The organism is Aeromonas sp. 159 (assembly GCF_963862045.1).
In the GTDB taxonomy this organism is placed as follows: domain Bacteria; phylum Pseudomonadota; class Gammaproteobacteria; order Enterobacterales; family Aeromonadaceae; genus Aeromonas; species Aeromonas veronii.
On record NZ_CAWLMI010000027.1, the window covers coordinates 1 to 18,740 of the forward strand.

19 protein-coding genes are annotated in these 18,740 nt (G+C 60.9%); 6 read left to right on the top strand and 13 right to left on the bottom strand.

Annotation, left to right across the window (positions count from 1 at the left end; all coding sequences use genetic code 11):
* Positions 1-1,637, bottom strand: a 1,637-nt coding sequence (katG, locus tag AACR14_RS05475) for a catalase/peroxidase HPI (protein WP_041201838.1), incomplete at its 3' end; no start/stop codon positions are given.
* 145 nt (positions 1,638-1,782) lie between these two features.
* Positions 1,783-3,486, bottom strand: coding sequence for an HTH-type transcriptional regulator SgrR (gene sgrR / locus AACR14_RS05480; RefSeq protein ID WP_019445446.1), 1,704 nt, complete (start codon positions 3,484-3,486; stop codon positions 1,783-1,785).
* 100 nt (positions 3,487-3,586) lie between these two features.
* Between sgrR and AACR14_RS05485 the strand changes: the two genes are divergently transcribed.
* From AACR14_RS05485 to AACR14_RS05495, 3 genes are all read left to right on the top strand, one after another.
* Complete coding sequence (locus AACR14_RS05485) at positions 3,587-3,763, top strand: hypothetical protein (protein WP_005336463.1); 177 nt, start codon at positions 3,587-3,589, stop codon at positions 3,761-3,763.
* Positions 3,764-3,915: 152 nt separating this feature from the next.
* Positions 3,916-5,184: an O-acetylhomoserine aminocarboxypropyltransferase/cysteine synthase family protein gene (locus AACR14_RS05490; protein ID WP_019445447.1), complete on the top strand. Its 1,269-nt coding sequence runs from the start codon at positions 3,916-3,918 to the stop codon at positions 5,182-5,184.
* Positions 5,185-5,290: 106 nt separating this feature from the next.
* Complete coding sequence (locus AACR14_RS05495; protein ID WP_019445448.1) at positions 5,291-5,917, top strand: glutathione S-transferase family protein; 627 nt, start codon at positions 5,291-5,293, stop codon at positions 5,915-5,917.
* A 64-nt stretch (positions 5,918-5,981) separates the two neighbouring features.
* Here AACR14_RS05495 and AACR14_RS05500 read toward each other — a convergent pair whose 3' ends face one another.
* Together AACR14_RS05500 and AACR14_RS05505 are read right to left on the bottom strand one after the other, a co-directional pair.
* The gene (locus tag AACR14_RS05500) at positions 5,982-6,881 is read right to left on the bottom strand and encodes a DMT family transporter (RefSeq protein ID WP_019445449.1); all 900 of its coding nucleotides are present in this window, start codon (positions 6,879-6,881) and stop codon (positions 5,982-5,984) included.
* Between the two features lie 137 nt (positions 6,882-7,018).
* Positions 7,019-7,459: a DUF2214 family protein gene (locus tag AACR14_RS05505; RefSeq protein ID WP_019445450.1), complete on the bottom strand. Its 441-nt coding sequence runs from the start codon at positions 7,457-7,459 to the stop codon at positions 7,019-7,021.
* 83 nt (positions 7,460-7,542) lie between these two features.
* On the opposite strand from AACR14_RS05505, the gene AACR14_RS05510 reads away from it, so the two are divergent.
* Complete coding sequence (locus AACR14_RS05510; protein ID WP_019445451.1) at positions 7,543-9,177, top strand: sensor domain-containing diguanylate cyclase; 1,635 nt, start codon at positions 7,543-7,545, stop codon at positions 9,175-9,177.
* 114 nt (positions 9,178-9,291) lie between these two features.
* Here the strand turns inward: AACR14_RS05510 and AACR14_RS05515 are convergent, their stop codons facing one another.
* Genes AACR14_RS05515 through AACR14_RS05540 form a run of 6 tightly spaced genes read right to left on the bottom strand, consistent with a single transcriptional unit; the run spans position 9,292 to position 14,570 of the window.
* Positions 9,292-9,945 carry an HAD family hydrolase gene (locus tag AACR14_RS05515; protein ID WP_019445452.1) on the bottom strand — a complete coding sequence of 218 codons (654 nt, stop codon included), beginning with the start codon at positions 9,943-9,945 and terminating at the stop codon, positions 9,292-9,294.
* Positions 9,946-9,984: 39 nt separating this feature from the next.
* Entirely contained in the window at positions 9,985-10,992 is a 1,008-nt protein-coding gene (locus tag AACR14_RS05520) for an ABC transporter ATP-binding protein (protein ID WP_019445453.1), read from the bottom strand.
* Between the two features lie 6 nt (positions 10,993-10,998).
* Positions 10,999-11,775 carry an ABC transporter permease gene (locus AACR14_RS05525; RefSeq protein ID WP_019445454.1) on the bottom strand — a complete coding sequence of 259 codons (777 nt, stop codon included), beginning with the start codon at positions 11,773-11,775 and terminating at the stop codon, positions 10,999-11,001.
* A complete protein-coding gene (locus AACR14_RS05530; protein ID WP_019445455.1) occupies positions 11,768-12,664 on the bottom strand; it encodes an ABC transporter permease in 897 nt (298 codons plus the stop codon). The genes AACR14_RS05525 and AACR14_RS05530 overlap by 8 nt, the downstream gene beginning before the upstream one ends.
* A 1-nt stretch (position 12,665) precedes the next feature.
* Positions 12,666-13,499 (bottom strand): alkaline phosphatase family protein, encoded by an 834-nt coding sequence (locus tag AACR14_RS05535; RefSeq protein WP_019445456.1) that lies wholly within the window; start codon positions 13,497-13,499, stop codon positions 12,666-12,668.
* 9 nt (positions 13,500-13,508) lie between these two features.
* Entirely contained in the window at positions 13,509-14,570 is a 1,062-nt protein-coding gene (locus tag AACR14_RS05540; protein ID WP_005355254.1) for an ABC transporter substrate-binding protein, read from the bottom strand.
* Positions 14,571-14,819: 249 nt separating this feature from the next.
* Between AACR14_RS05540 and AACR14_RS05545 the strand changes: the two genes are divergently transcribed.
* Positions 14,820-15,584, top strand: a complete 765-nt coding sequence (locus tag AACR14_RS05545) for a UTRA domain-containing protein (protein ID WP_041201839.1) — start codon at positions 14,820-14,822, stop codon at positions 15,582-15,584.
* A gap of 49 nt (positions 15,585-15,633) precedes the next feature.
* On the opposite strand, the gene AACR14_RS05550 is transcribed toward AACR14_RS05545, so the two are convergent.
* Both AACR14_RS05550 and AACR14_RS05555 read right to left on the bottom strand, forming a co-directional pair.
* Entirely contained in the window at positions 15,634-16,398 is a 765-nt protein-coding gene (locus AACR14_RS05550; RefSeq protein ID WP_005336490.1) for a helix-turn-helix domain-containing protein, read from the bottom strand.
* Positions 16,399-16,652: 254 nt separating this feature from the next.
* Positions 16,653-16,820 carry a hypothetical protein gene (locus AACR14_RS05555; protein WP_156808779.1) on the bottom strand — a complete coding sequence of 56 codons (168 nt, stop codon included), beginning with the start codon at positions 16,818-16,820 and terminating at the stop codon, positions 16,653-16,655.
* An 854-nt stretch (positions 16,821-17,674) separates the two neighbouring features.
* Here AACR14_RS05555 and AACR14_RS05560 point away from each other — a divergent pair.
* On the top strand, positions 17,675-18,301 hold the full coding sequence (locus AACR14_RS05560; protein WP_019445458.1) for a porin family protein: 627 nt from the start codon (positions 17,675-17,677) through the stop codon (positions 18,299-18,301).
* Positions 18,302-18,387: 86 nt separating this feature from the next.
* Here AACR14_RS05560 and AACR14_RS05565 read toward each other — a convergent pair.
* On the bottom strand, positions 18,388-18,740 hold a 353-nt coding region (locus AACR14_RS05565; protein WP_019445459.1), incomplete at its 5' end, for a GGDEF domain-containing protein.

An 18,740-nucleotide genomic window follows, 5' to 3' on the forward strand; every position in this document is an offset into this window, starting at 1 on the left:
ACCCCGGCGGCCTGCGCAGCCTGCTCGATGGCGAGGTTGCCCCCCAGCACGATGAGATCCGCGACGCTGACACCACACTCGGCCGCCAGCTTGTCATAGACCGCCAGCACCTTCGCCAGCCGCGCCGGTTCGTTGCCCGGCCAATCCTTCTGCGGCGCCAGCCGGATGCGGGCACCGTTGGCACCGCCCCGCTTATCAGAGCCACGGAAGGTACGGGCGCTATCCCAGGCGGTACTCACCCGCTCGCTGATGGAGAGGCTGCTGGCGGCGATCCTGGCCTTCACCGTCGCCACGTCATAATCGGCACGTCCGGCAGGCACCGGATCCTGCCAGATCAGATCTTCTGTCGGCACATAGGGGCCGACATAGCGGCTCTTCGGCCCCATATCCCTGTGGGTCAGCTTGAACCAGGCGCGGGCAAAGGCGTCGGAGAAGGCCGCCGGGTCATCGCGGAAGCGCTCGGCAATCTTGCGATACTCGGGATCGAATTTGAGCGCCATATCGGCATCCGTCATCATGGGTTTGCAGCGGATCGACGGATCCTCCACATCCACCGGCATATCCTCTTCGGCGATATTGATCGGTTCCCACTGATGGGCCCCCGCCGGTGATTTTTGCAACCACCAGTCGTACTTGAACAGCAGCTCGAAGTAGCCGTTGTCCCATTGGGTCGGGTGGGTGGTCCAGGCCCCTTCGATGCCGCTGGTCACAGTGTTGCGGCCGATGCCGCGGTTGTGGTGGTTAATCCAGCCGAGCCCCTGCTCCTCGAGGCTGGCCCCTTCCGGCTCGGGCCCAAGCTGTTTGGCATCGCCGTTGCCGTGAGCCTTGCCGACGGTGTGGCCACCGGCGGTCAGCGCTACCGTCTCTTCATCATCCATCGCCATGCGGGCGAAGGTGACTCGCATATCTTGCGCGGTTTTCAGCGGATCGGGCTGGCCATCCACCCCTTCCGGGTTGACGTAGATAAGCCCCATCATCACCGCCGCCAGCGGGTTTTCCAGATCCCGCTCGCCGGAGTAACGACCGCCCGGCTTGCCGCTGGGCGCCAGCCACTCTTTCTCCGATCCCCAGTAGATATCCTTCTCCGGATGCCAGATATCCTCGCGGCCAAAGGCGAAGCCGAAGGTCTTGAGCCCCATGGACTCATAAGCCACGGTGCCCGCCAGAATGATCAAATCGGCCCAGCTGATCTTGTTGCCGTACTTCTTCTTGATGGGCCACAGCAGGCGACGGGCCTTGTCGAGGTTAGCGTTATCCGGCCAGGAGTTGAGAGGGGCAAAGCGCTGGTTGCCGCTGCCACCGCCGCCGCGGCCATCGGCGATGCGGTAAGTCCCGGCCGAGTGCCAGGCCATGCGGATCATCAGGCCGCCGTAGTGGCCCCAGTCGGCGGGCCACCACTCCTGACTGTCGGTCATCAGGGCGGTCACATCCTGCTTGAGGGCCGCCATATCGAGCCCCTTCAAGGCTTCCCGATAGTTGAAACCGGCCCCCAGCGGATTGGTCTTGGTATCGTGTTGGTGAAGAATGTCGAGGTTGAGGCTCTTCGGCCACCACTCCATTCTGGACGTCTCGACGGAGGTGGTTCCCCCGTGCATGACCGGGCATTTTCCTGCGGAACTGTCTGAATTGTTGCTCATCGTTTTCCTCATTTGCTCTGCTGTCCATAACCTGAAACAGCATGGCACAGAGGCGTGACACAAACTGTGCAGCAGCGGCCGATTTACGGATCTTTCACGCAAGCGGCCACGGAGCGCCCGTCAGCCGCGACAGAAATTGGACGAACTATGGCGCCTCTGCGGGCTGATGGGGCGGCTCGGGCCGCAGCCAGGCGCTGCGAAAATCGAACCAGCCGAGCGCCGTCATCCGCACCCCGTGCACGCCGACCCGGCTCTCCAGCTCCAGCCAGTGGTGAAACAGCGGCACAAACCAGCTCTGCTGCTGCACAGTTGCCAGCAGGGCGCGGGGGCCTGGCTCCTCACCGCTGGCGCGCCACTGCATCAACCCTTGCCACAACTCATGCTGACTGCTCCACACCTTGCGCAGCAACGGGGTGCCCTGCAACCAGGCGTAGGGGGCAAAGGGGCCGGCATGTTCGAGGTTGAGGGTGCCGAGCCAGAGATCCACGTCTTCATCCTCGCCACTCACCCAACGACCGTAATCGAGGGTGCGCACCTCGAGCCTGATCCCCTGTTCGGCCAGCAGACTGCTCATGGCGTTGGCGCACTCGTTGAACTCCAGATGCTGGTTGAAGCAGGCAAGCACCAAGGTCGTCGGCAACTGCACCGGTATGGGCAAGGGCGTGGGTAGCGCTTCGCGCCAGTGAGGCAGCAGGCCGAGGGCGCTGGTCCAGCCCCGTTGCAACTCGGGGGCGACCCGCCCCATCAGGGCTACCGGATTGAGCAGCTGGCCCAGCCACTGCCGCAGGGCGGGATCCTGCAAGGATCCGGAACGATCATCCTGCAGCAGGAAGTAGCAGCCCGACTCCAGCTCCGATTCGCCGCGCATGGTGCCGAGCTCAGGGCTGTCGCGCCCCAGCTGCAGGTGGGTCTCCAGCCGCTCCGCCAGCTCCGGCAGCATCCAGATATCGATCTCGTCGAGCAGGGCGCGCAGGCCGAAGTAGTCGTCAAACGCCGCAAGGCAAAGATGCAGGGGATCGTTGGCGGCCACCCGGTAGGGGCCGGTGCCCACCGGTTGCAGGGCAAAGCCTGCCTCCCCCTTGAGCTCCCGCGGCAAAATGGTCGCAACCGGTTCGGCCAGCAGGTGGGGCAGCCAGGGATCCGGGCTGTCGAGATAGAGATCCAGGGTGCGCGGCCAGGGGCTCTCCAGCCGGTCCAGATGGGCGAACAGCGGGCGATCCCGCAAAGCCAGCAGACTCTCCATCACATCTTCCACCACCAGCTCGCGGCCGTGGTGAAAGCGCACCGCCGGGCGCAGGTAGAAACGCCAGTGGCAGGGGCCCAGACACTCCCAGTGGTGGGCCAGATCCCCTTCGATTTCCCCATTTTCCTCATTTCGCCGGGTGAGGCCGTTGAAGATCTGGCGGCTCAGGTGAATTTCGGAGCGGCGCATCGGGCCGGTGGGCAGCAACTGCGGCAACGGGCGATAGTATGGCACCCGCAGGATCTGGCGCCCCTCGCGGGTGGCCTGACCGAGCTGTTCGATCAGCAACGGAGTGAGCAGATCGAGGCGATCTTCGGCCAGCCGCACCGCCTGCGCCAGCTGGCCCTGACTGAGCAGATCCCGCAAGCGGCGCCGGGTCAGACTCTCCTGGCTGTCGAGCAGGGAGAGCCGGGAGCGCCGCCCCCGCCCCGCTTCCGCCGACCAGCTGAGCCAGCCCTGATCCTGCATCCGCCGCAGCAGCAGGCGGGCGTTGCGCGGGGTGCAGCAGAGCAGATCCGCCACCTCGGCGAGGCTGATCTCCCGTTCGTCGCTGCCAAGCAGCTGGGCGAGTCGTTGAAATTGCTGGTAGAGGCGACCGGTTGGCATAAAAGAGGAAATCCTGTTGCTGTAAGTCATCAGTTTTTACTTCCGCATTTTAGCTCAATACTGCTGATGAACGTGAGAACCACAGCAGAGGAGCACCATCATGAGCCACGCCAACCCCCTCAAACCGAACCGGATCCAGCAGACCTTGCGCCGTTACTTCAAGCGGATCCTGCCGCGCCCGCTGCCACTTATCGAAGATCCCATGCAGCAGCTCAACCGCCTGATGCAGTGGGATATGAACCAGATCGATGACAAGGAGTATCGCCGTCGCCTCTGAGTACGGCAGGCCTGCCCGCCACTCGGGACGCGCATCCCCTGCGGGCGACATTGCTTTGCCGGATCTTGCTGTTTACATCGGCCACGGGCCTGATAGATTGGACGTCTATCCATCTATAACTGCGACAAGCAACATCCAACAAGGAGTGTGTGATGAAAGATGCGACCCTGGCCCTGCACCATGGCTTTTCCAGCGACCCCACCACCAAGGCGGTCGCCGTGCCCATCTACCAGACGGTGGCTTACGAGTTCGAGAGCGCCCAGCACGGGGCGGATCTGTTCAATCTGGCGGTACCGGGCAATATCTACACCCGCATCATGAACCCCACCAACGATGTGCTGGAGCAGCGGATGGCCGCACTGGAAGGGGGGATCGCCGCGCTGGTGGTCTCGGCAGGTTCCGCCGCCATCACCTACGCCATTCAGGCGCTGACCGCCGCCGGTGACAACATTGTCTCCACACCCCAGCTCTATGGTGGCACCTACACCTTGTTCGCCCACATGCTGCCGAGTTTCGGGGTCGAGGTGCGCTTCGCCAAGGATGACAGCGCCGAAGCCATCGCCGCCCTTATCGATGACAAGACCAAGGCGGTCTACTGCGAGAGCATCGGCAACCCGGCGGGCAACATCGTCGATCTGGCCGCACTGGCCAAGGCAGCCCATGCCCGCGGCGTGCCGCTTATCGTTGACAACACGGTCGCCACGCCGGTCTTGTGCAAGCCCATCGAACATGGCGCAGACATTGTCGTACACAGCCTGACCAAATATGTCGGCGGCCACGGCAACTCGTTGGGTGGCGTCATCGTCGACTCGGGCAAGTTCCCCTGGGCGGATCACGCCGAGCGCTTCCCCCAGCTGACCAAACCCGAGCCCTCCTACCACGGGGTGGTCTACACCGAGGCCTTTGGCCCGGCTGCCTTTATCGGTCGGGTACGCACCGTGCCGCTGCGCAATACCGGCGCGGCGCTGGCGCCGATGAACGCCTTCCTGCTGCTGCAGGGGCTGGAGACCCTGAGCCTGCGCATGGAGCGCCACGTGGATAACGCTCTGCGGGTCGCCCACCACCTCAAGCATCACCCCAAGGTGGCCTGGGTCAGCTACGCCGGTCTGCCGGGCCACCCGCACTATCTGCTGGCGGAGAAGTACATGGCCGGTCGCCCCTCGGCCATCCTCTCGTTCGGTCTGAAAGATGGTTATGAAGCGGGCGTGCGCTTCTACGATGCGCTCAAGATCTTCAAGCGGCTGGTCAACATCGGCGACGCCAAGTCGCTGGCCTGCCACCCGGCCTCCACCACCCATCGCCAGTTGAGCGAGGAGGAGCAGGCCAAGGCTGGGGTGAAACCGGAGATGATCCGGCTGTCGGTGGGGATCGAGGCGATCGAGGACATTCTGGCGGATCTGGATCAGGCGCTGGAGGCCTGAGTCAGTCAACGAGGGAGCGGGCATCAGCCCGCTCTTTTTTAGCCATCGGTGAACCGCCCCCCTCGTCCGCTCGTATACCCCATCCTGCCACCGAATCGAGGTCATTATGATAGTCCTGCACCACCTGAACAAATCCCGCTCCCAACGCATCATCTGGCTGCTCGAAGAGCTGGGCCAGCCATATGAGATCAAGGCGTATCAGCGCGATGCCACCACCTTTCTGGCACCGCCCGAGCTCAAGGCCATCCACCCTCTCGGCAAGTCGCCGGTCATCGAGTTCGACGGCCGGGTGCTGGCGGAATCGGGCGCCATCACCGAGTACCTGATTGCCCGCTACGCCGCCGATCGGCTGGCACCGGCACCAGATAGCCCCGACTATCCCGAATACCTGCAGTGGCTCCACTTTGCCGAGAGCTCCGGCATCCTGCCGCTGCTGCTCGACATGTTCGTGCGCAAGGATGGCAGCCCGATGCGCTTCCTGCCGGACTACGCCAAGGCGGAGTGTGCCAAGGTGCTGGGCTACCTCAATGAGGTACTGGCGAATCGCCACTATCTGGTGGGGGATCGCCTCTCCGGCGCCGACATCATGAACTCCTTCCTGGTGGATCTGCTGGCACAAAGCGGTCAGCTGGCCCACTTCCCGCATCTGCAAGCCTACTGGCAGCGCCTCAATACCCATCCGGCCCGTCAGAAGGCGGTAGAGCTGGAGCGCGAGCTGGATCAGCGCCCCTGACCGAACAGCCACCATGCAAAACGCCCCGACTGTCGGGGCGTTTTTGTTATGCTGCGAGCGCGGTTTACTTGGTCGCGGGCACCTTGTCCCGGCGCGACTTCCACCACCATCTCAAGCGGATCTGGGAGATGAGCATTCCCGCCAACATCAGGGCGCAACCGGCGATGGCGCGCTCGTCCAGCGTTTCACCCAGCAGCAACACACCACCCACGGCGGCAAAGACGGTCTCCAGACTGAGGATGATGGCGGCATGGGCAGGATGGGCGCCCCGCTGCCCCACCACCTGCAGGGTATAACCCACCCCGACCGATACCAGCCCGGCGTAGAGCAGCGCCTGCCAACCGGCCACGGCACCAGCCACAGTCGGGGTTTCGATGACAAAGGCGGTGGCGAGGCTGAGCAGGCCGCAGACCACGAACTGCACTCCGGCGAGCTTGATGGGGGCAACCCGGTTGGAGTAGTGATCCACCAGCAGCAGGTGAACAGCCCAGAACAGGGCGCCGACTACCTGCAACAGATCGCCAAAGCCGATGGTAAACTCGTCGGTGACGCTCAGCACATAGAGACCGGCCAGCGCAATGAAGGCGCCGATCCAGGTATTGATACCACTCTTGTGGCGCAGCAGCAGCCCCAGTACCGGCACCAGAATGATGTAGAGCCCGGTGATGAAACCGGCCTTGGCGGCAGTGGTATAAAGCAGCCCCACCTGCTGCAGGGATGCGGCACAGAACAGCACCAGCCCGGCCAGCACACCACCGATCAGCAGCTGGCGATGGTCGCCCGCGACGGCAACAGGTTGTCGGGATTTGAGCCACCAGAGCAGCGGCAGCAGGGAGAGGGCGCCGAGCAGAAAGCGCAGGCCATTGAAGGTATAGGGCCCCATGTGATCCATCCCGAGGCGCTGGGCGACAAAGCCCATACCCCAGATGGTGGCAGCCATCAGCAACATCAGATTGGAGCGCATGGCGATTCTTCCTTAAATCGGCGCGTGACGGGTTATCCGATCCAAGATACCCGCCTCCCTATCCTCTTGTCTCCACTCTTTGTCTTCGCTCTCGCTCTCAACGCGCTGCATCACACTGCTTTTAAGCACCGCGAGTGCTAAAGCAGCGAAGGCTTGGTGAACACGGCCAACAGGGCAATCAGTAGCAGATTGCCCCGCAGGATCCACACCACCCGGAAGTGCTGCTGAATGGAGATCATCGGCGCCTTGCCCAGACGCAGGGCGCGACGCCAGCGATAAAAGAGGCGGCTGGGATAAACGAGGGAGCCAACAATCAGCAGAAACAGCCCCATCTTGAGACCGTGGGCTGGATGGGCAAAGATCTCTGCCACCGAGCTGGCATGCTCGAGGGCCAGCAGACTCCCGGTGGCAAAGATGGAGAAGAGCGCCAGCGCCGCCACCCCATCTGCCAGCAGCAGGCGGCGCACTCGCAGCATGTTCAGGCCGCGCCGAAAGATCAGATACTCGACACAGAGGGCAAGGATTAGCACCGCTATGCTGCCATAATGAATCATTGAGAGCAGAGTGTGGTTCAGCATCGGAAACATCTCATTTTCTGCCTTTAGACGAGCCGCACAGCATCATATATGCTGGTGTCACCCGAGACGAAAAGGATCTGTTCATGTCCCCCGCCAAGCCCAAGAACACTTGGTCTTTGATCACCCGCATGCGGCTGGGCCTCCTCTTGCTCTTTATCCCTGTGTTGCTGCTCGGCAGCATCTACTACCTGCATATGGAGCGCACCCTACGCCACGAGCAGCAACAATATCTGATTGCTCGCAACACCCAGTATTTCCATACCCTGATCGAACCCTATCTGGCGACCCTCAAACGCCAGTTTACGCTCATTTATCAGCAGGTAAATTATCGGGATTTCAGCGGCCCGGAGATCCTTAACGGAGAGCGCTACCTGCAACAGTGGCAGGCCTATCACAAGGTGATGGAACTCGATTACGTCTATGTAGGCACCGAGCATCGCAAGATGCTGATCCACCCATCCTGGCAGGCCGACGAGAAGTTCGATCCCAGAACCCGCCCCTGGTATCTGCTGGCATCCAGCCATCCCGGACAGATTGTCTGGACCGATCCTTATTACGACTACACCTTGGGCACCCTCACCATGGCGCTGGCCCGGGTAATTGAAGATCCTGACGGCAAGCGGGTTGGCGTACTCTCGCTGGATACCCAGCTCACCCCCCTCGCCAGCTGGCTAAACAGTCGGCATGATCAGAGTCACCATCTGGGCAATGGCTATCAGATCCTGCTCAACCATGACGGGCTGGTGCTGGCCCATCCGGATCGCGAACGGGTATTCAAACCCCTCGCCCACCCCGACTGGCTGGCCAGGATGCAACAGCCGCAGGGCTTTTTCCTCGATGATGCCAGCGGCCTGATGGTCTCCTACTACCGCATCCCCGAGCAGCGCTGGATCCTGCTCAGCGTTGAGCCCACCGCCAGCATGCAGCAGGTGATCGACAGCGTCTCCATCAACGTGCAGTTGATGATTGCCGTCGCCTGCATTCTCTATCTGCTGCTGGCCCTGCTCTGGTCCCGCTACTTCCGCCGCATGCTGGGGGAGATCACCCTGCTGATCCGCGCCAGCCGCTCCGGCGGTATCGCCTACAACGGCCGCCGCATGCTGGAGCTGGCCAAGGTCTATGAAGAGATGGATGCCGCCAGCCAGGACTTTGCCCAGATCCGCCTGCAAGCCCATCAGGACAAACTCACCGGGCTCTACAATCGTCGCTTCTTCGACGAGTGCCTGCAAAAGCAGCTCAACAGTGGCGCTCCCTTCGGGGTGGTGATGTTCGATCTGGATGATTTCAAGCGGGTCAACGATACCCATGGCCATCAGGCAGGGGATGTGGTGCTCAAGCGGGTGAGCAAGCTGGGCATGAATCTGTTCCACGAGTGGGGCTGGTTCTGCCGCTATGGCGGCGAGGAGCTGGTGCTGATCTTCCGTTACGGCGAAGAGCAGCCGATGCTCCCCTCCCTGCTGGAAGCGTTCCGGCTCGGGGTGGAGCAGCTGGAGTGGCGCGAACCCAATCTCACTATCACCATCAGTGGCGGGGTGGCCTTCAGCCGCTCCGGGCTCTCGGCCAAAGAGCTGGTGGAGCTGGCCGACAAGGGGGTCTATCAGGCCAAGCGGGAGGGGAAAAACCGTATCTGCTTCCCGCTGCGCCACACCCCTCACCAGAATGCCGAGGAGGAAGTGCCCGCCTTTGGCGAGCCCCGACAACAAACCAACGAAGGGTAGCCACAGCGGCCAGCATCAACCACAACGCCGTCAGCAAAAACAAAGAGAGAGGCTCCAGCCTCTCTCTTTGTTTTTCGTGCTTCTGTCACACGTTAAGCCTGTGTGGCGCGCGACTCAGCGCTGCCACTCCCACACCGGCCAGCCCAGCTCCTCGGCTTGCTGGCGCAGCGCGGGGGCCGGATTGACCGCATGGGGATGGCTCACCGCCCGCAGCATGGGCAGATCGTTGTGGGAATCGCTGTAGCCAAAGCTACCCTGCCAGAGGTGGTCCCTGCCGGCAAACAGCTGGTTGATGCGGGCTACCTTGCCCTCGCGAAAGCTGAGAGTGCCGCGGGTCTGGCCGGTCAGCATCCCCTCCTCCTCATCGAGCAGGATGGCGACGCAGTGATCCATCCCCAGCATCTTCGCCATGGGGGCGACCAGATGCTCGCCGGAGGCGGAGATGAGCACCAGATCGTCGCCCCGCTCCCGATGCCATTCGATACGTGCCAACCCCTCGGGGTAGAGGCGCTCGCGCAGCACCTGCTCGGCAAAGCGGGTAGAGAGCGAGTCGAGCCACTGGCGCGTCTTGCCCGCCAGCGGTTGTAGGGTGAAGGCCATGTACTGGTGCATGTCCATCTTGCCTTGATGGTAGAGGGACATCATGGCCTGCTCCTCGGCGATCATGCTGGCGGGCGCCAGCTCCTCGGCCACCATGTACTCCAGCCAGAGGCTGGCGGAATCCCCCGCAATCAGGGTCTCGTCCAGATCAAACAGTGCCAGTGCCATGGGCGCTCCTCGCAGTGAAAATGGAAATGAAATGCGGCCTCATGCTACCTCACAGAGTTGATCCCGGGCCACCGCCAGGGTCACGGCACTGCCAGTGGCCAGCAGATCGCCAGCCGAGCGGTTGAGGCAATCCACCGTCAACAACCCCGCCTCGCACTCCACCTGATAGCGGATCACGTTGCCGAGCAGCTGTTGCTGGCGAATGATGCCGGGCAGGCTGGGTTCGCTGCTGGTCGCCCCGGCGGGCAGCAGGGTAATGGACTCCGGCCGCAGCGCCAGCTTGCCCTGAAAACGGGGGCCAAACAGCGACTTGCCCTGCTCTGCGCCAAGCAGGTTGTAGTTGCCGATAAAGCTCGCCACAAACTCGCTGGCGGGGCGGGTGTAGATCTCCTCCGGCGTGCCGCTCTGGACGATGGATCCCTTGTTCATCAGGAAGATCCGATCCGACATGGTCAGTGCCTCCTCCTGATCGTGAGTCACGAAGATGGTGGTGAGCTCGAGGCGCAGCTGGATCTCGCGGATCTGCTGGCGCAGGCTGCGGCGGATGCGGGCATCCAGCGCCGAGAGCGGCTCGTCCAGCAACAGGATCCTTGGCCGCACCACCAGCGCCCGGGCCAGCGCCACCCGCTGGCGCTGGCCGCCGGAGAGCTCGGCCGGATAGCGGCGCTCGAAGCCGGTCAGCTCCACCAGTTCCAGCGCCTCCTGCACGCTGGCCGCCAGCTCCCGTCCCGGCTGGGGTTTCATCTTGAGGCCGAAGGCGACGTTGTCCCACACCGTCATGTTGGGGAACAGCGCATAGCTCTGGAACACCATGCCGATGCCCCGCTTCTGGGGCGCCTGCCAGGTGATCTCCTCACCGGCCACCCGCACCTGACCGCCATCCACCGGGGTGAGCCCCGCCAGCGCCCGCAGCAGGGTGGATTTGCCGCAACCGGAGGGGCCGAGCAGGGTCACCAGCTCCCCCTTGCGAATGCCGAATTCGATCCCCTCGAACACCGGCGTATCGCCGTAGGATTTGTGCAGTTGATTCACTTCTAAATGAAACATCTTGGATCACCGATGAAATCTGTTGGCCGCCCAGGTGAGCAGCAGGGTCAGCAGGAAGTAGCTCATCACCAGCGCACTGGTGAAGTGGCCCGAGGTGGCGCGCATGTTGTAGAGGTAGACCTGCAGGGTCTCGTAACGGGTGCCCACCAGCATGTTGGCAAACACGAACTCGCCGAGCAGGAAGGAGAGGGAGAGAAACAGCGCCGCCAGCAATCCCTTGCGCAGACAGGGGATCACCACCAGCAGAAAGGCTCGGCTGCTGCTCGCCCCCAGCAGGTGGGCGGCATCCATCAGATCTTTCAGCGGCACCCCCTGCAGGCTGTTGGCCAGCGCTCGGTACATAAAGGGGAGCACCACGGTGAACCAGGTGCCGATCAGGATCCACGGCGTGCCGATAATCGGCAGCACGCCGTCAGCGTAGATCTGTAGCAGCCCGACTGAAGAGACCACCGGCGGCACCGCGAAGGGGAGCAGGATCAACAGGTTCATCCAGGGATCCAGCTTGGGGAAGTAGTAGGCCACCACCAGCACGGTCGGCACCAGCACCAGGGTGCCCAGCAGCAGGGTGGCGAAGCAGACCAGGAGGCTTCGGCCAAACGCCGCCAGAAAACGCGGATCGCCCCACAGTTTGAGATACCAGTCGAGGGTGAAGCCATCCGGCAGCAGGGTCGCCCCCCAGCGGGTGGAGATGGAGTAGAGAAAGGTAGCCAGCAGCGGCAGCAGCAGGGTGGCGACCAGCCCACCCAGCACCCACTTGGGCCAGCGCGGCGTCAAATCATGCATGGGATTGCCCCTTGTTCACATAGCTCTTTTTCAGCAGCCACTGGTTGGCGGCCGTCACCACCCCCAGCAGCACCATCAGGATCACCGCCAGCGCCGCTGCCATATTGGGCTCGAGGAAGATGTCGCCGGAGACCAGACTGGCCACCCGGATGGTCACCAGATTGAAGTTGCCGGTAGTGAGGGCGTAGGCGGAGGCATAGGCCCCCACCGCGTTGGCAAACAGGATGATCAGGGTGCCGAGCAGTGCAGGCGTCAGCACCGGCAGTGCCACGTGCCACACATACTGCCCCTTGCTCGCGCCGAGCAGCGCGGCCGCTTGCGGCCACTCATCCTGCAGCGCATCGAACGCCGGGTAGAGCAACAGCAGGGCGAGCGGGATCTGGAAGTAGGTGTAGATGAGAATAAGGCCCGACCCCGAGTAGAGGTTGAAGCCGTCGATCAATCCCCAGGATTTCAGCAGCAGAGTCACCGCACCGTTGATGCCGAGAATGATGATAAAGGCGAATGCCAGCGGCACCCCGCTGAAGTTGCCGGTCATGGTGACAAAGGCCAGCAGCAGCCGTTTGACCCGCTCGCCGCTGTGGCGCAGCGCCGCCGCCCCGAGGGTACCGATGACAAGCCCCGCCAGACTGGCGATACCGGCAATGCGCAACGAGTTGCCGAACGATTGCAGGTAGAAGGGGGAACTCAAAATCTCCCGGTAGTAGTCGAGACCCCAGCCATCGGGGGTCTGAAAGCTACCCACCAGCACCCACACCATGGGGGCGAGCTGGAACAGGATCATCAACAGGATAAACGGCAGCAATACCAGTGCGGGCAGCCAGTGGCGGCGCACCTTGTGCTTGGTTGCCACGGGTTGATCCACCAGGATCTCGGTGGTGGCAGGCATATCAGTGCACCTCGCGCATAAAGGCGGCCTTGAGCAGCGGTGGCGCTGCCGGCTTGTCGTGGGGGATGCCCAGCAGATCGGCCATCAGGGCGCAGAGCTGGGTCTGGGCGATCACCACGCCATCCGGCCAGCGCTCGATAAAGGCATCGCCAAACAGCCAGAGTGGCACGGTGCGCTCTTCCGGCAGGGTGCCGCCGTGGCTCAGGTCGTTGTTCATGCCGTGATCCGAGGTGACTACCACCTGATACCCCTCCGCCAGCCACTGGGGCAGCAGATCGGCCAGCAGGCTGTCCATCCGGCGCGCCTGATTGCGGTACTGGCGGGAATCGAGGCCAAACTTGTGGCCTGCATCGTCCACCCCCATCGGATGGATCAGCAGGAAATCGGGATCGTATTGGGTTCGCAGCCATTCCCCATCCATCAGCAGATGGCTGTCGGGATAGTTGTCATCCCAGTAGAAGCAGCCGTGCTGGATCGGCAACTGCTCGTCATGAGTAAAGCGATCACGGGCAGCCAGCCAGGGGCTGCGGTTGTAGAGTTCGCTCACCCAATGGTAGGCCGCCGCTGCGGTGCGTTTGCCCGCGGCGCGGGCCAGATGGAAGATGGAGTCATGCAGACTGAGGCGACTCACCCCGTTGTGGGTGATGCCGCTCACCACCGGCGGCACGCCGGTCAGGATGCACTCGTAGAGAGGCCGGGAGAGAGACGGCAGGGCAGCATTCAGGGTCGTATGCAGGCCCCGCCCCGCCTCCACCATGCCACCGAGGTAGCCCATGGTGTGGGCTACCTCGGCTGCCAGACCATCCACAAGTACCACTATCACCTTGTGTTGCACTGGATTCCCTTACTGCATGTTGATCATGACGGTTTCTTGCCACTGGCGCGGCAGGGCTTTGGAGCTCTGCTCCCAGGCGGCGTGATCCTGAACCGGCTTGGCATTGGCATACTGCTCGGCTGGCAGCAGCTTGGCCTTCACATCATCCGGCAAAGTCACGTTGCTGCGGATCGGGCGAGCGTAGCCGCGGGCCAGGTTGATTTGACCGGCATCGGAGAGGATGTATTCCCGCGCCAGTTTGGCGGCGTTGGGGTTCTTGGCCCACTTGTTGATGATGGTGGTGTAACCGGCGATGACGGAGCCGTCACTCGGGATCACCACATCAAACTTCTTGGGGTCGATCTGGTCGCGGTAGTTGAGGGCGTTGAAGTCCCACAGCACACCCACTTCCACCTCGCCCTTCTCGATGTTGGCGATGGTGGGATCGTTCAGGGAGAGACGACCCTGCTTGGCCAGCTGACCGAACAGCTCCAGTGCAGGTTTCAGATTCTTCTCGCTGCCGCCGGTGGCATAGGCAGCCGCCAGCACGCCGTTGTTGGCCTGGGAGGCAACGCCCACATCACCCAGGGTCACCTTGTAGTCACCACCCAGCAGGGATTGCCAGCTGGTGGGGGCTGCCTTGACCAGATCCTTGTTGATCAGGAAGGCGATGGTGCCGGTATAGGCCAGCATCCAGTGACCGTCCGCATCCTTGGCCCAGTTGGGAATATCAGCCCAGGTGGAAGGTTTGTAGGGCTGGGTAACACCCTGCTTGACCGCAACCGGGCCGAAGGCACCGCCCACGTCGCCGATATCGGCGGTGGCATTGGCCTTCTCGGCGGCGAACTTGGCGATCTCCTGCGCCGAGCTCATGTCGGTATCCTGATGCTTGATGCCGTAGATGCTGCCCAGCTGCTGCCAGGTATCCTTCCAGTTGGCCCAGCTGTCAGGCATGCCGATGCTGTGGAGCTGGCCTTCGCCACGGGCGGCCTTTTCGAGATCCGCGATATTTTCGGCTGCATAGCTATTTGTGGCAAACAACGGTTGGCTGATGGCCACCATGGCCAGTGCACTTGCGATCACGCTTTTCATCATCCCATCCCTCTGGACTAGGTCAGTTAAGGTTCGAGAGGGATGCTAGAGGGGAATTGTGACGGTGGCGGGGCGCTTTAATGGCAGTTTGATGACAATCGCCCTGTCATGGCGCTGTCATCCACAGCGGTTACAACTCTGAACCCGAGTGAGGCTGGACTACTCCAGTCATCCACCTTCTGAATAAGCAACAGGGACAAGAGTGTGACCGAGCCGAGATTGAGCGAGCAGAGAGTGAACGAACAGAGCATGGCCGATGGCCGCTCCTCCTCCAAGTGTGAACAGATTTGCCAGACTCTGCGCCGCTATATCGGCAGCGGCCAATTGGGGGCCGGACAGCAGCTACCCGCCGAACGGGCCCTGAGCGAGCGCTTCGCCACCACCCGCATCACAATCAAGGAGGCGCTCTCCAGCCTCGAAGCAGACGGCCTTATCTACCGTGCCGAGCGGCGCGGCTGGTTTGTGGCGCCACCCCGCCTCACCTACGATCCCGCCATCCACACCCACTTTCACCAGTGGATCGGCGAGCAGCAACGCACCGCCGAAACCCGGGTGCTGGCCCACGGCAGCGAGCTTGCCAGCAGCGAACTGTGTCGCTGGATGGGGCTGGAACCCTTCACTCCACTTTATGAGATCCGCCGCCTGCGTCTCATCGACGGCCGCCCGGTGCTGCATGTCAGCCACCACCTGCTGGCGAGCCGCTTTCCCGATATCGCCAGCGCGCCGCTGGCCAGCTCCCTCACCGAGCTCTATCAGCAGCGTTATGGCATAGGCCAGGGCGGGGCGAGTCTCGAGATCACCCCCTCGGCGGCGCGCGGCGCCATCGCCCGCGCCCTCAATCTGGCGGAGGGGAGCGCGGTACTGCGGCTGGTGCGGGTCAATTACGACGAGCGAGGCGGTCTGGTGGATTGCGATATCGAGCACTGGCGGCCGGATGCCATTCGTATCTGTCTCGATACCCGGGCGCTGCAACCCATCATCGCCAAAGCGCAGCCCATGCAACTGGCAGAGTAACCACTCTCAGACTCACGAGCAGACACGGATCCCGCAGGATCCGCCGGGATCAGTTGTCGATATTGGGGATCATGTCGTCAAAGCTCTGGTAGCCGCAGTCGGCCAGTTGCAGCGACATGGTGTAGGTCTTGGCGTGCTCCTGCTGGCCGATGGCGGGGCGGTTGAGCTTGATCTCCTGATGCCAGTACTCCTTCATCCGGTCGATCAGCGCCATCGCCTCCCCCTCGTTGAGGTGCAACTGGCAGAGCGCCATATAGTTGTTCGACTTGTGCATGTTCTCCACCAGATACTCCCCCAGCACCGACATTGCCTGCCGCGCCTGCTGGCGGGCGAAACGGCTGTGCTGCTCGAAGCTGATCCGCTCGCTGATCAGGAAGTGGTAACTGTTGTCGATACCAAGCTGCAAAATGCCAAGCTTCTCCAGCTTGCGCAGATAGAGGTAGCAGGAGGCATCGGTCAGGCCGTACTCCCGCTTGAGATCGATCAGCGTCTTGTCGCGCCAGAAGATATTGGCGAGAAAGGCGTAGAGCCCCGGTTCGTTGTGAAACGCCTCGTCCTGCTCCTGAGTGAAGACGGCGCGGCGGCTCTGGGCGTCCTGAGTGCGATCCAGCAACTCCTCGAACGAGAGCCCCACCAAATGGCAGATCTCCAGCAGAGTATCGAACGGCAGCGAGGGCTTGTTCATCATCCGTTTCACGGTCGCGATGGAGACACCCATGGCTTCTGCCAGGGTCTGATAACGGATCCCCTTGTCGGTCAGGGTCTTCTTCAGGGTGTCGAGAATATTGTTGGCCAGGGTCTGGCTGTAGGTCATGCCACTCTTCCTTGTTATCGCACTTTCATTGCATGGTTATGCCGAGTCAGCTTCTGACCTGTTTTTACCTTCAAGGCTCAGATATTGACACCGAAAAAACAGCCTCGAGAAAAAATCGCCTATAACGCCTATCAGGACAGACCAGTTGAACGGTGAGGTCGCAAAATCTGACACCAGACAGTGCATATCTTTCAACCCGCAAACATTTTGCTAGTGCTGCATAGAACATCGCGCATAATCGAAACGTATCGAATTCAAGACCCTTCCTGGTTGAGAAATCGATTGTTTGCTTCCAAATTTTTATCTTTTAAACCGTAAGGTTTTTTCTCTTTCCTGGCATTGGGCGGCGCTGATAGCACCGCCCTTTTCTTTTCCCTGAATTCGCAGGTCAGGTCAAGGGCCCCGGCAAGGGGAAGTTTCACAGGCCACCCGCCGCCCACTGATGCGCCAACCACCACGACCTCTCTGGCAAGGTATCCTAAACGATCATCAATAGCGTTTCATTGCCATTCAATATATTTAAATGGCTTGCTTGGAACGCTTAACTCAATATAAAAACGAATATAAGCAAGTAATTTAAAACATCAAAAACTTATCTTTTAAATGGTTTGCATATATAAGACAACAAAATTAATCAACCAGTACTACCAATATTTACTTATCACTCCCCGCTCCCACCCCAACAACTGCTACCGGGTAAAGAGAAAAGCCACCCATAAGAACCCACCCACTCATCTGGTGGGCAACATAGCCCACGCAAGAACAGCCTCAAAAGACCACCAAAAGTCGCAGTGGGAACAATCCCAAACCTAAAAAAGAGCAAAAAACAGGCAAAAAGATAGATTTTTTTCTCACGGTTTAACCTTGTGATACGTTCAAAAAATCATCGAAAAGAACCTGATACCAATCAGTGACATCTGAGATGCCAATTTTTAGACAGCTCATCATGGCCACGCTCGAATGAAAATTTAATACCAATACAAATCAATAACATAGAATCAAAGTCTAACTCTCAGCCTGTCATTTGCCTCACCAGTTAATTATTTAAACCTCAATAAAGTTAAAACTCTAATAACACCATTTATTAAACAAAACGCCCCTACTTGCAGCCAGTCATATTTAGAAGAATGGGAAAATCACTCTCTTGTTATTCAGAAATGTGCTGACTATACTGCGGCCCCTCTGTGAAAGCAGAGTAATGACGGAAATATAAAAAGCTTCATGGATTGAGCAATATAAATCACACGCAGTTCACGCAACACAAGGTTATTTATCCATGAACAAGTTTAATAAAATTGCCGCTTTCTCCCTGCTTGCTCTGGCCATGAATGGCGGCGCCCATGCCGAAGGCTGGTATGCAGGTCTGGATCTGACCACCTCCAAAATGGATCTCGATGGTGCAGCCAAAGACGCCTATGACGCCAAAGTGATCGACGACCAGCTCGACGGCGGCAGCCTGATCGTGGGTTACAGCTTCAAACCCTGGCTGGCGGTTGAAGGTGGCTTGCACGCCCAGCAGATGGATCAGCTGACCTGGGTGACCTCCCCGATTGCAAGCGGCTTTGCCGACACCACCATCGAAACCCGCAGCATCAGCCTGGCCGCCAAGCTGAGCCAGCCGCTGGCCTGGGGCTTCAGCGCCTATGCCAAACCGGGCATCGCCTACACCCGCACCGAAGTGGAAGTTGTCGGCAACGCCACCATCCTCGGTTTTAGCGGTCAGGTAAACGAGAGCGCAACCAAGAGCAAGGTACACCCCAATCTGGAAGTAGGTCTGGACTACGCCTTCAACGACCACTTCTCTGCCGGTATCGGTTACGAGCGCCAGTTCGACGCCCTGAGCCTGGGTGACGAGCACTACTCTCTGGATACCTTCAAGCTGGGTCTGCGCTACCACTTCTAAGTCGCGCCGCGTCAGTCACAATACAAAAGGGCCGCAGGTTTCAAACCCGCGGCCCTTTTTACTGCTCTTTTTCCGTGCCCTGCGCGTTAGCAGATCTGGTCTTTACCCAGCTGCTTGGCCTGATAGAGCGCCCGATCGGCACGCACCATCAGGCTCTCCTTCTGCTCATCCTGCTGATACTCAGCCAGCCCGAAGCTCATGGTAGCGGGCGCATGGGGGCAGATGGGCTCGCTCGCCATCAATGCCTGAAACTTGCTCGCCACCACCAGCGCATCCTCGCGGCCGGTGTTGGGCAGCAACACCATAAACTCGTCACCGCCCCAGCGGGCCAGCAGATCGATCTCGCGGATATGGCGGCGCACCAGCGCCACTATGTTGATCAGGGTCTGATCCCCGGCGTTGTGGCCATAGCTGTCGTTGATCTGCTTGAAGTTGTCCA

What these genes read in the sequence shown, in the direction of transcription:
- sgrR (WP_019445446.1), bottom strand. Translation starts at nt 3,486, where the DNA reads ATGCCAACCGGTCGCCTCTACCAGCAATTTCAACGACTCGCCCAGCTG.
- AACR14_RS05485 (WP_005336463.1), top strand. Translation starts at nt 3,587, where the DNA reads ATGAGCCACGCCAACCCCCTCAAACCGAACCGGATCCAGCAGACCTTG.
- AACR14_RS05490 (WP_019445447.1), top strand. Translation starts at nt 3,916, where the DNA reads ATGAAAGATGCGACCCTGGCCCTGCACCATGGCTTTTCCAGCGACCCC.
- AACR14_RS05495 (WP_019445448.1), top strand. Translation starts at nt 5,291, where the DNA reads ATGATAGTCCTGCACCACCTGAACAAATCCCGCTCCCAACGCATCATC.
- AACR14_RS05500 (WP_019445449.1), bottom strand. Translation starts at nt 6,881, where the DNA reads ATGCGCTCCAATCTGATGTTGCTGATGGCTGCCACCATCTGGGGTATG.
- AACR14_RS05505 (WP_019445450.1), bottom strand. Translation starts at nt 7,459, where the DNA reads ATGCTGAACCACACTCTGCTCTCAATGATTCATTATGGCAGCATAGCG.
- AACR14_RS05510 (WP_019445451.1), top strand. Translation starts at nt 7,543, where the DNA reads ATGTCCCCCGCCAAGCCCAAGAACACTTGGTCTTTGATCACCCGCATG.
- AACR14_RS05515 (WP_019445452.1), bottom strand. Translation starts at nt 9,945, where the DNA reads ATGGCACTGGCACTGTTTGATCTGGACGAGACCCTGATTGCGGGGGAT.
- AACR14_RS05520 (WP_019445453.1), bottom strand. Translation starts at nt 10,992, where the DNA reads ATGTTTCATTTAGAAGTGAATCAACTGCACAAATCCTACGGCGATACG.
- AACR14_RS05525 (WP_019445454.1), bottom strand. Translation starts at nt 11,775, where the DNA reads ATGCATGATTTGACGCCGCGCTGGCCCAAGTGGGTGCTGGGTGGGCTG.
- AACR14_RS05530 (WP_019445455.1), bottom strand. Translation starts at nt 12,664, where the DNA reads ATGCCTGCCACCACCGAGATCCTGGTGGATCAACCCGTGGCAACCAAG.
- AACR14_RS05540 (WP_005355254.1), bottom strand. Translation starts at nt 14,570, where the DNA reads ATGAAAAGCGTGATCGCAAGTGCACTGGCCATGGTGGCCATCAGCCAA.
- AACR14_RS05545 (WP_041201839.1), top strand. Translation starts at nt 14,820, where the DNA reads ATGGCCGATGGCCGCTCCTCCTCCAAGTGTGAACAGATTTGCCAGACT.
- AACR14_RS05550 (WP_005336490.1), bottom strand. Translation starts at nt 16,398, where the DNA reads ATGACCTACAGCCAGACCCTGGCCAACAATATTCTCGACACCCTGAAG.
- AACR14_RS05560 (WP_019445458.1), top strand. Translation starts at nt 17,675, where the DNA reads ATGAACAAGTTTAATAAAATTGCCGCTTTCTCCCTGCTTGCTCTGGCC.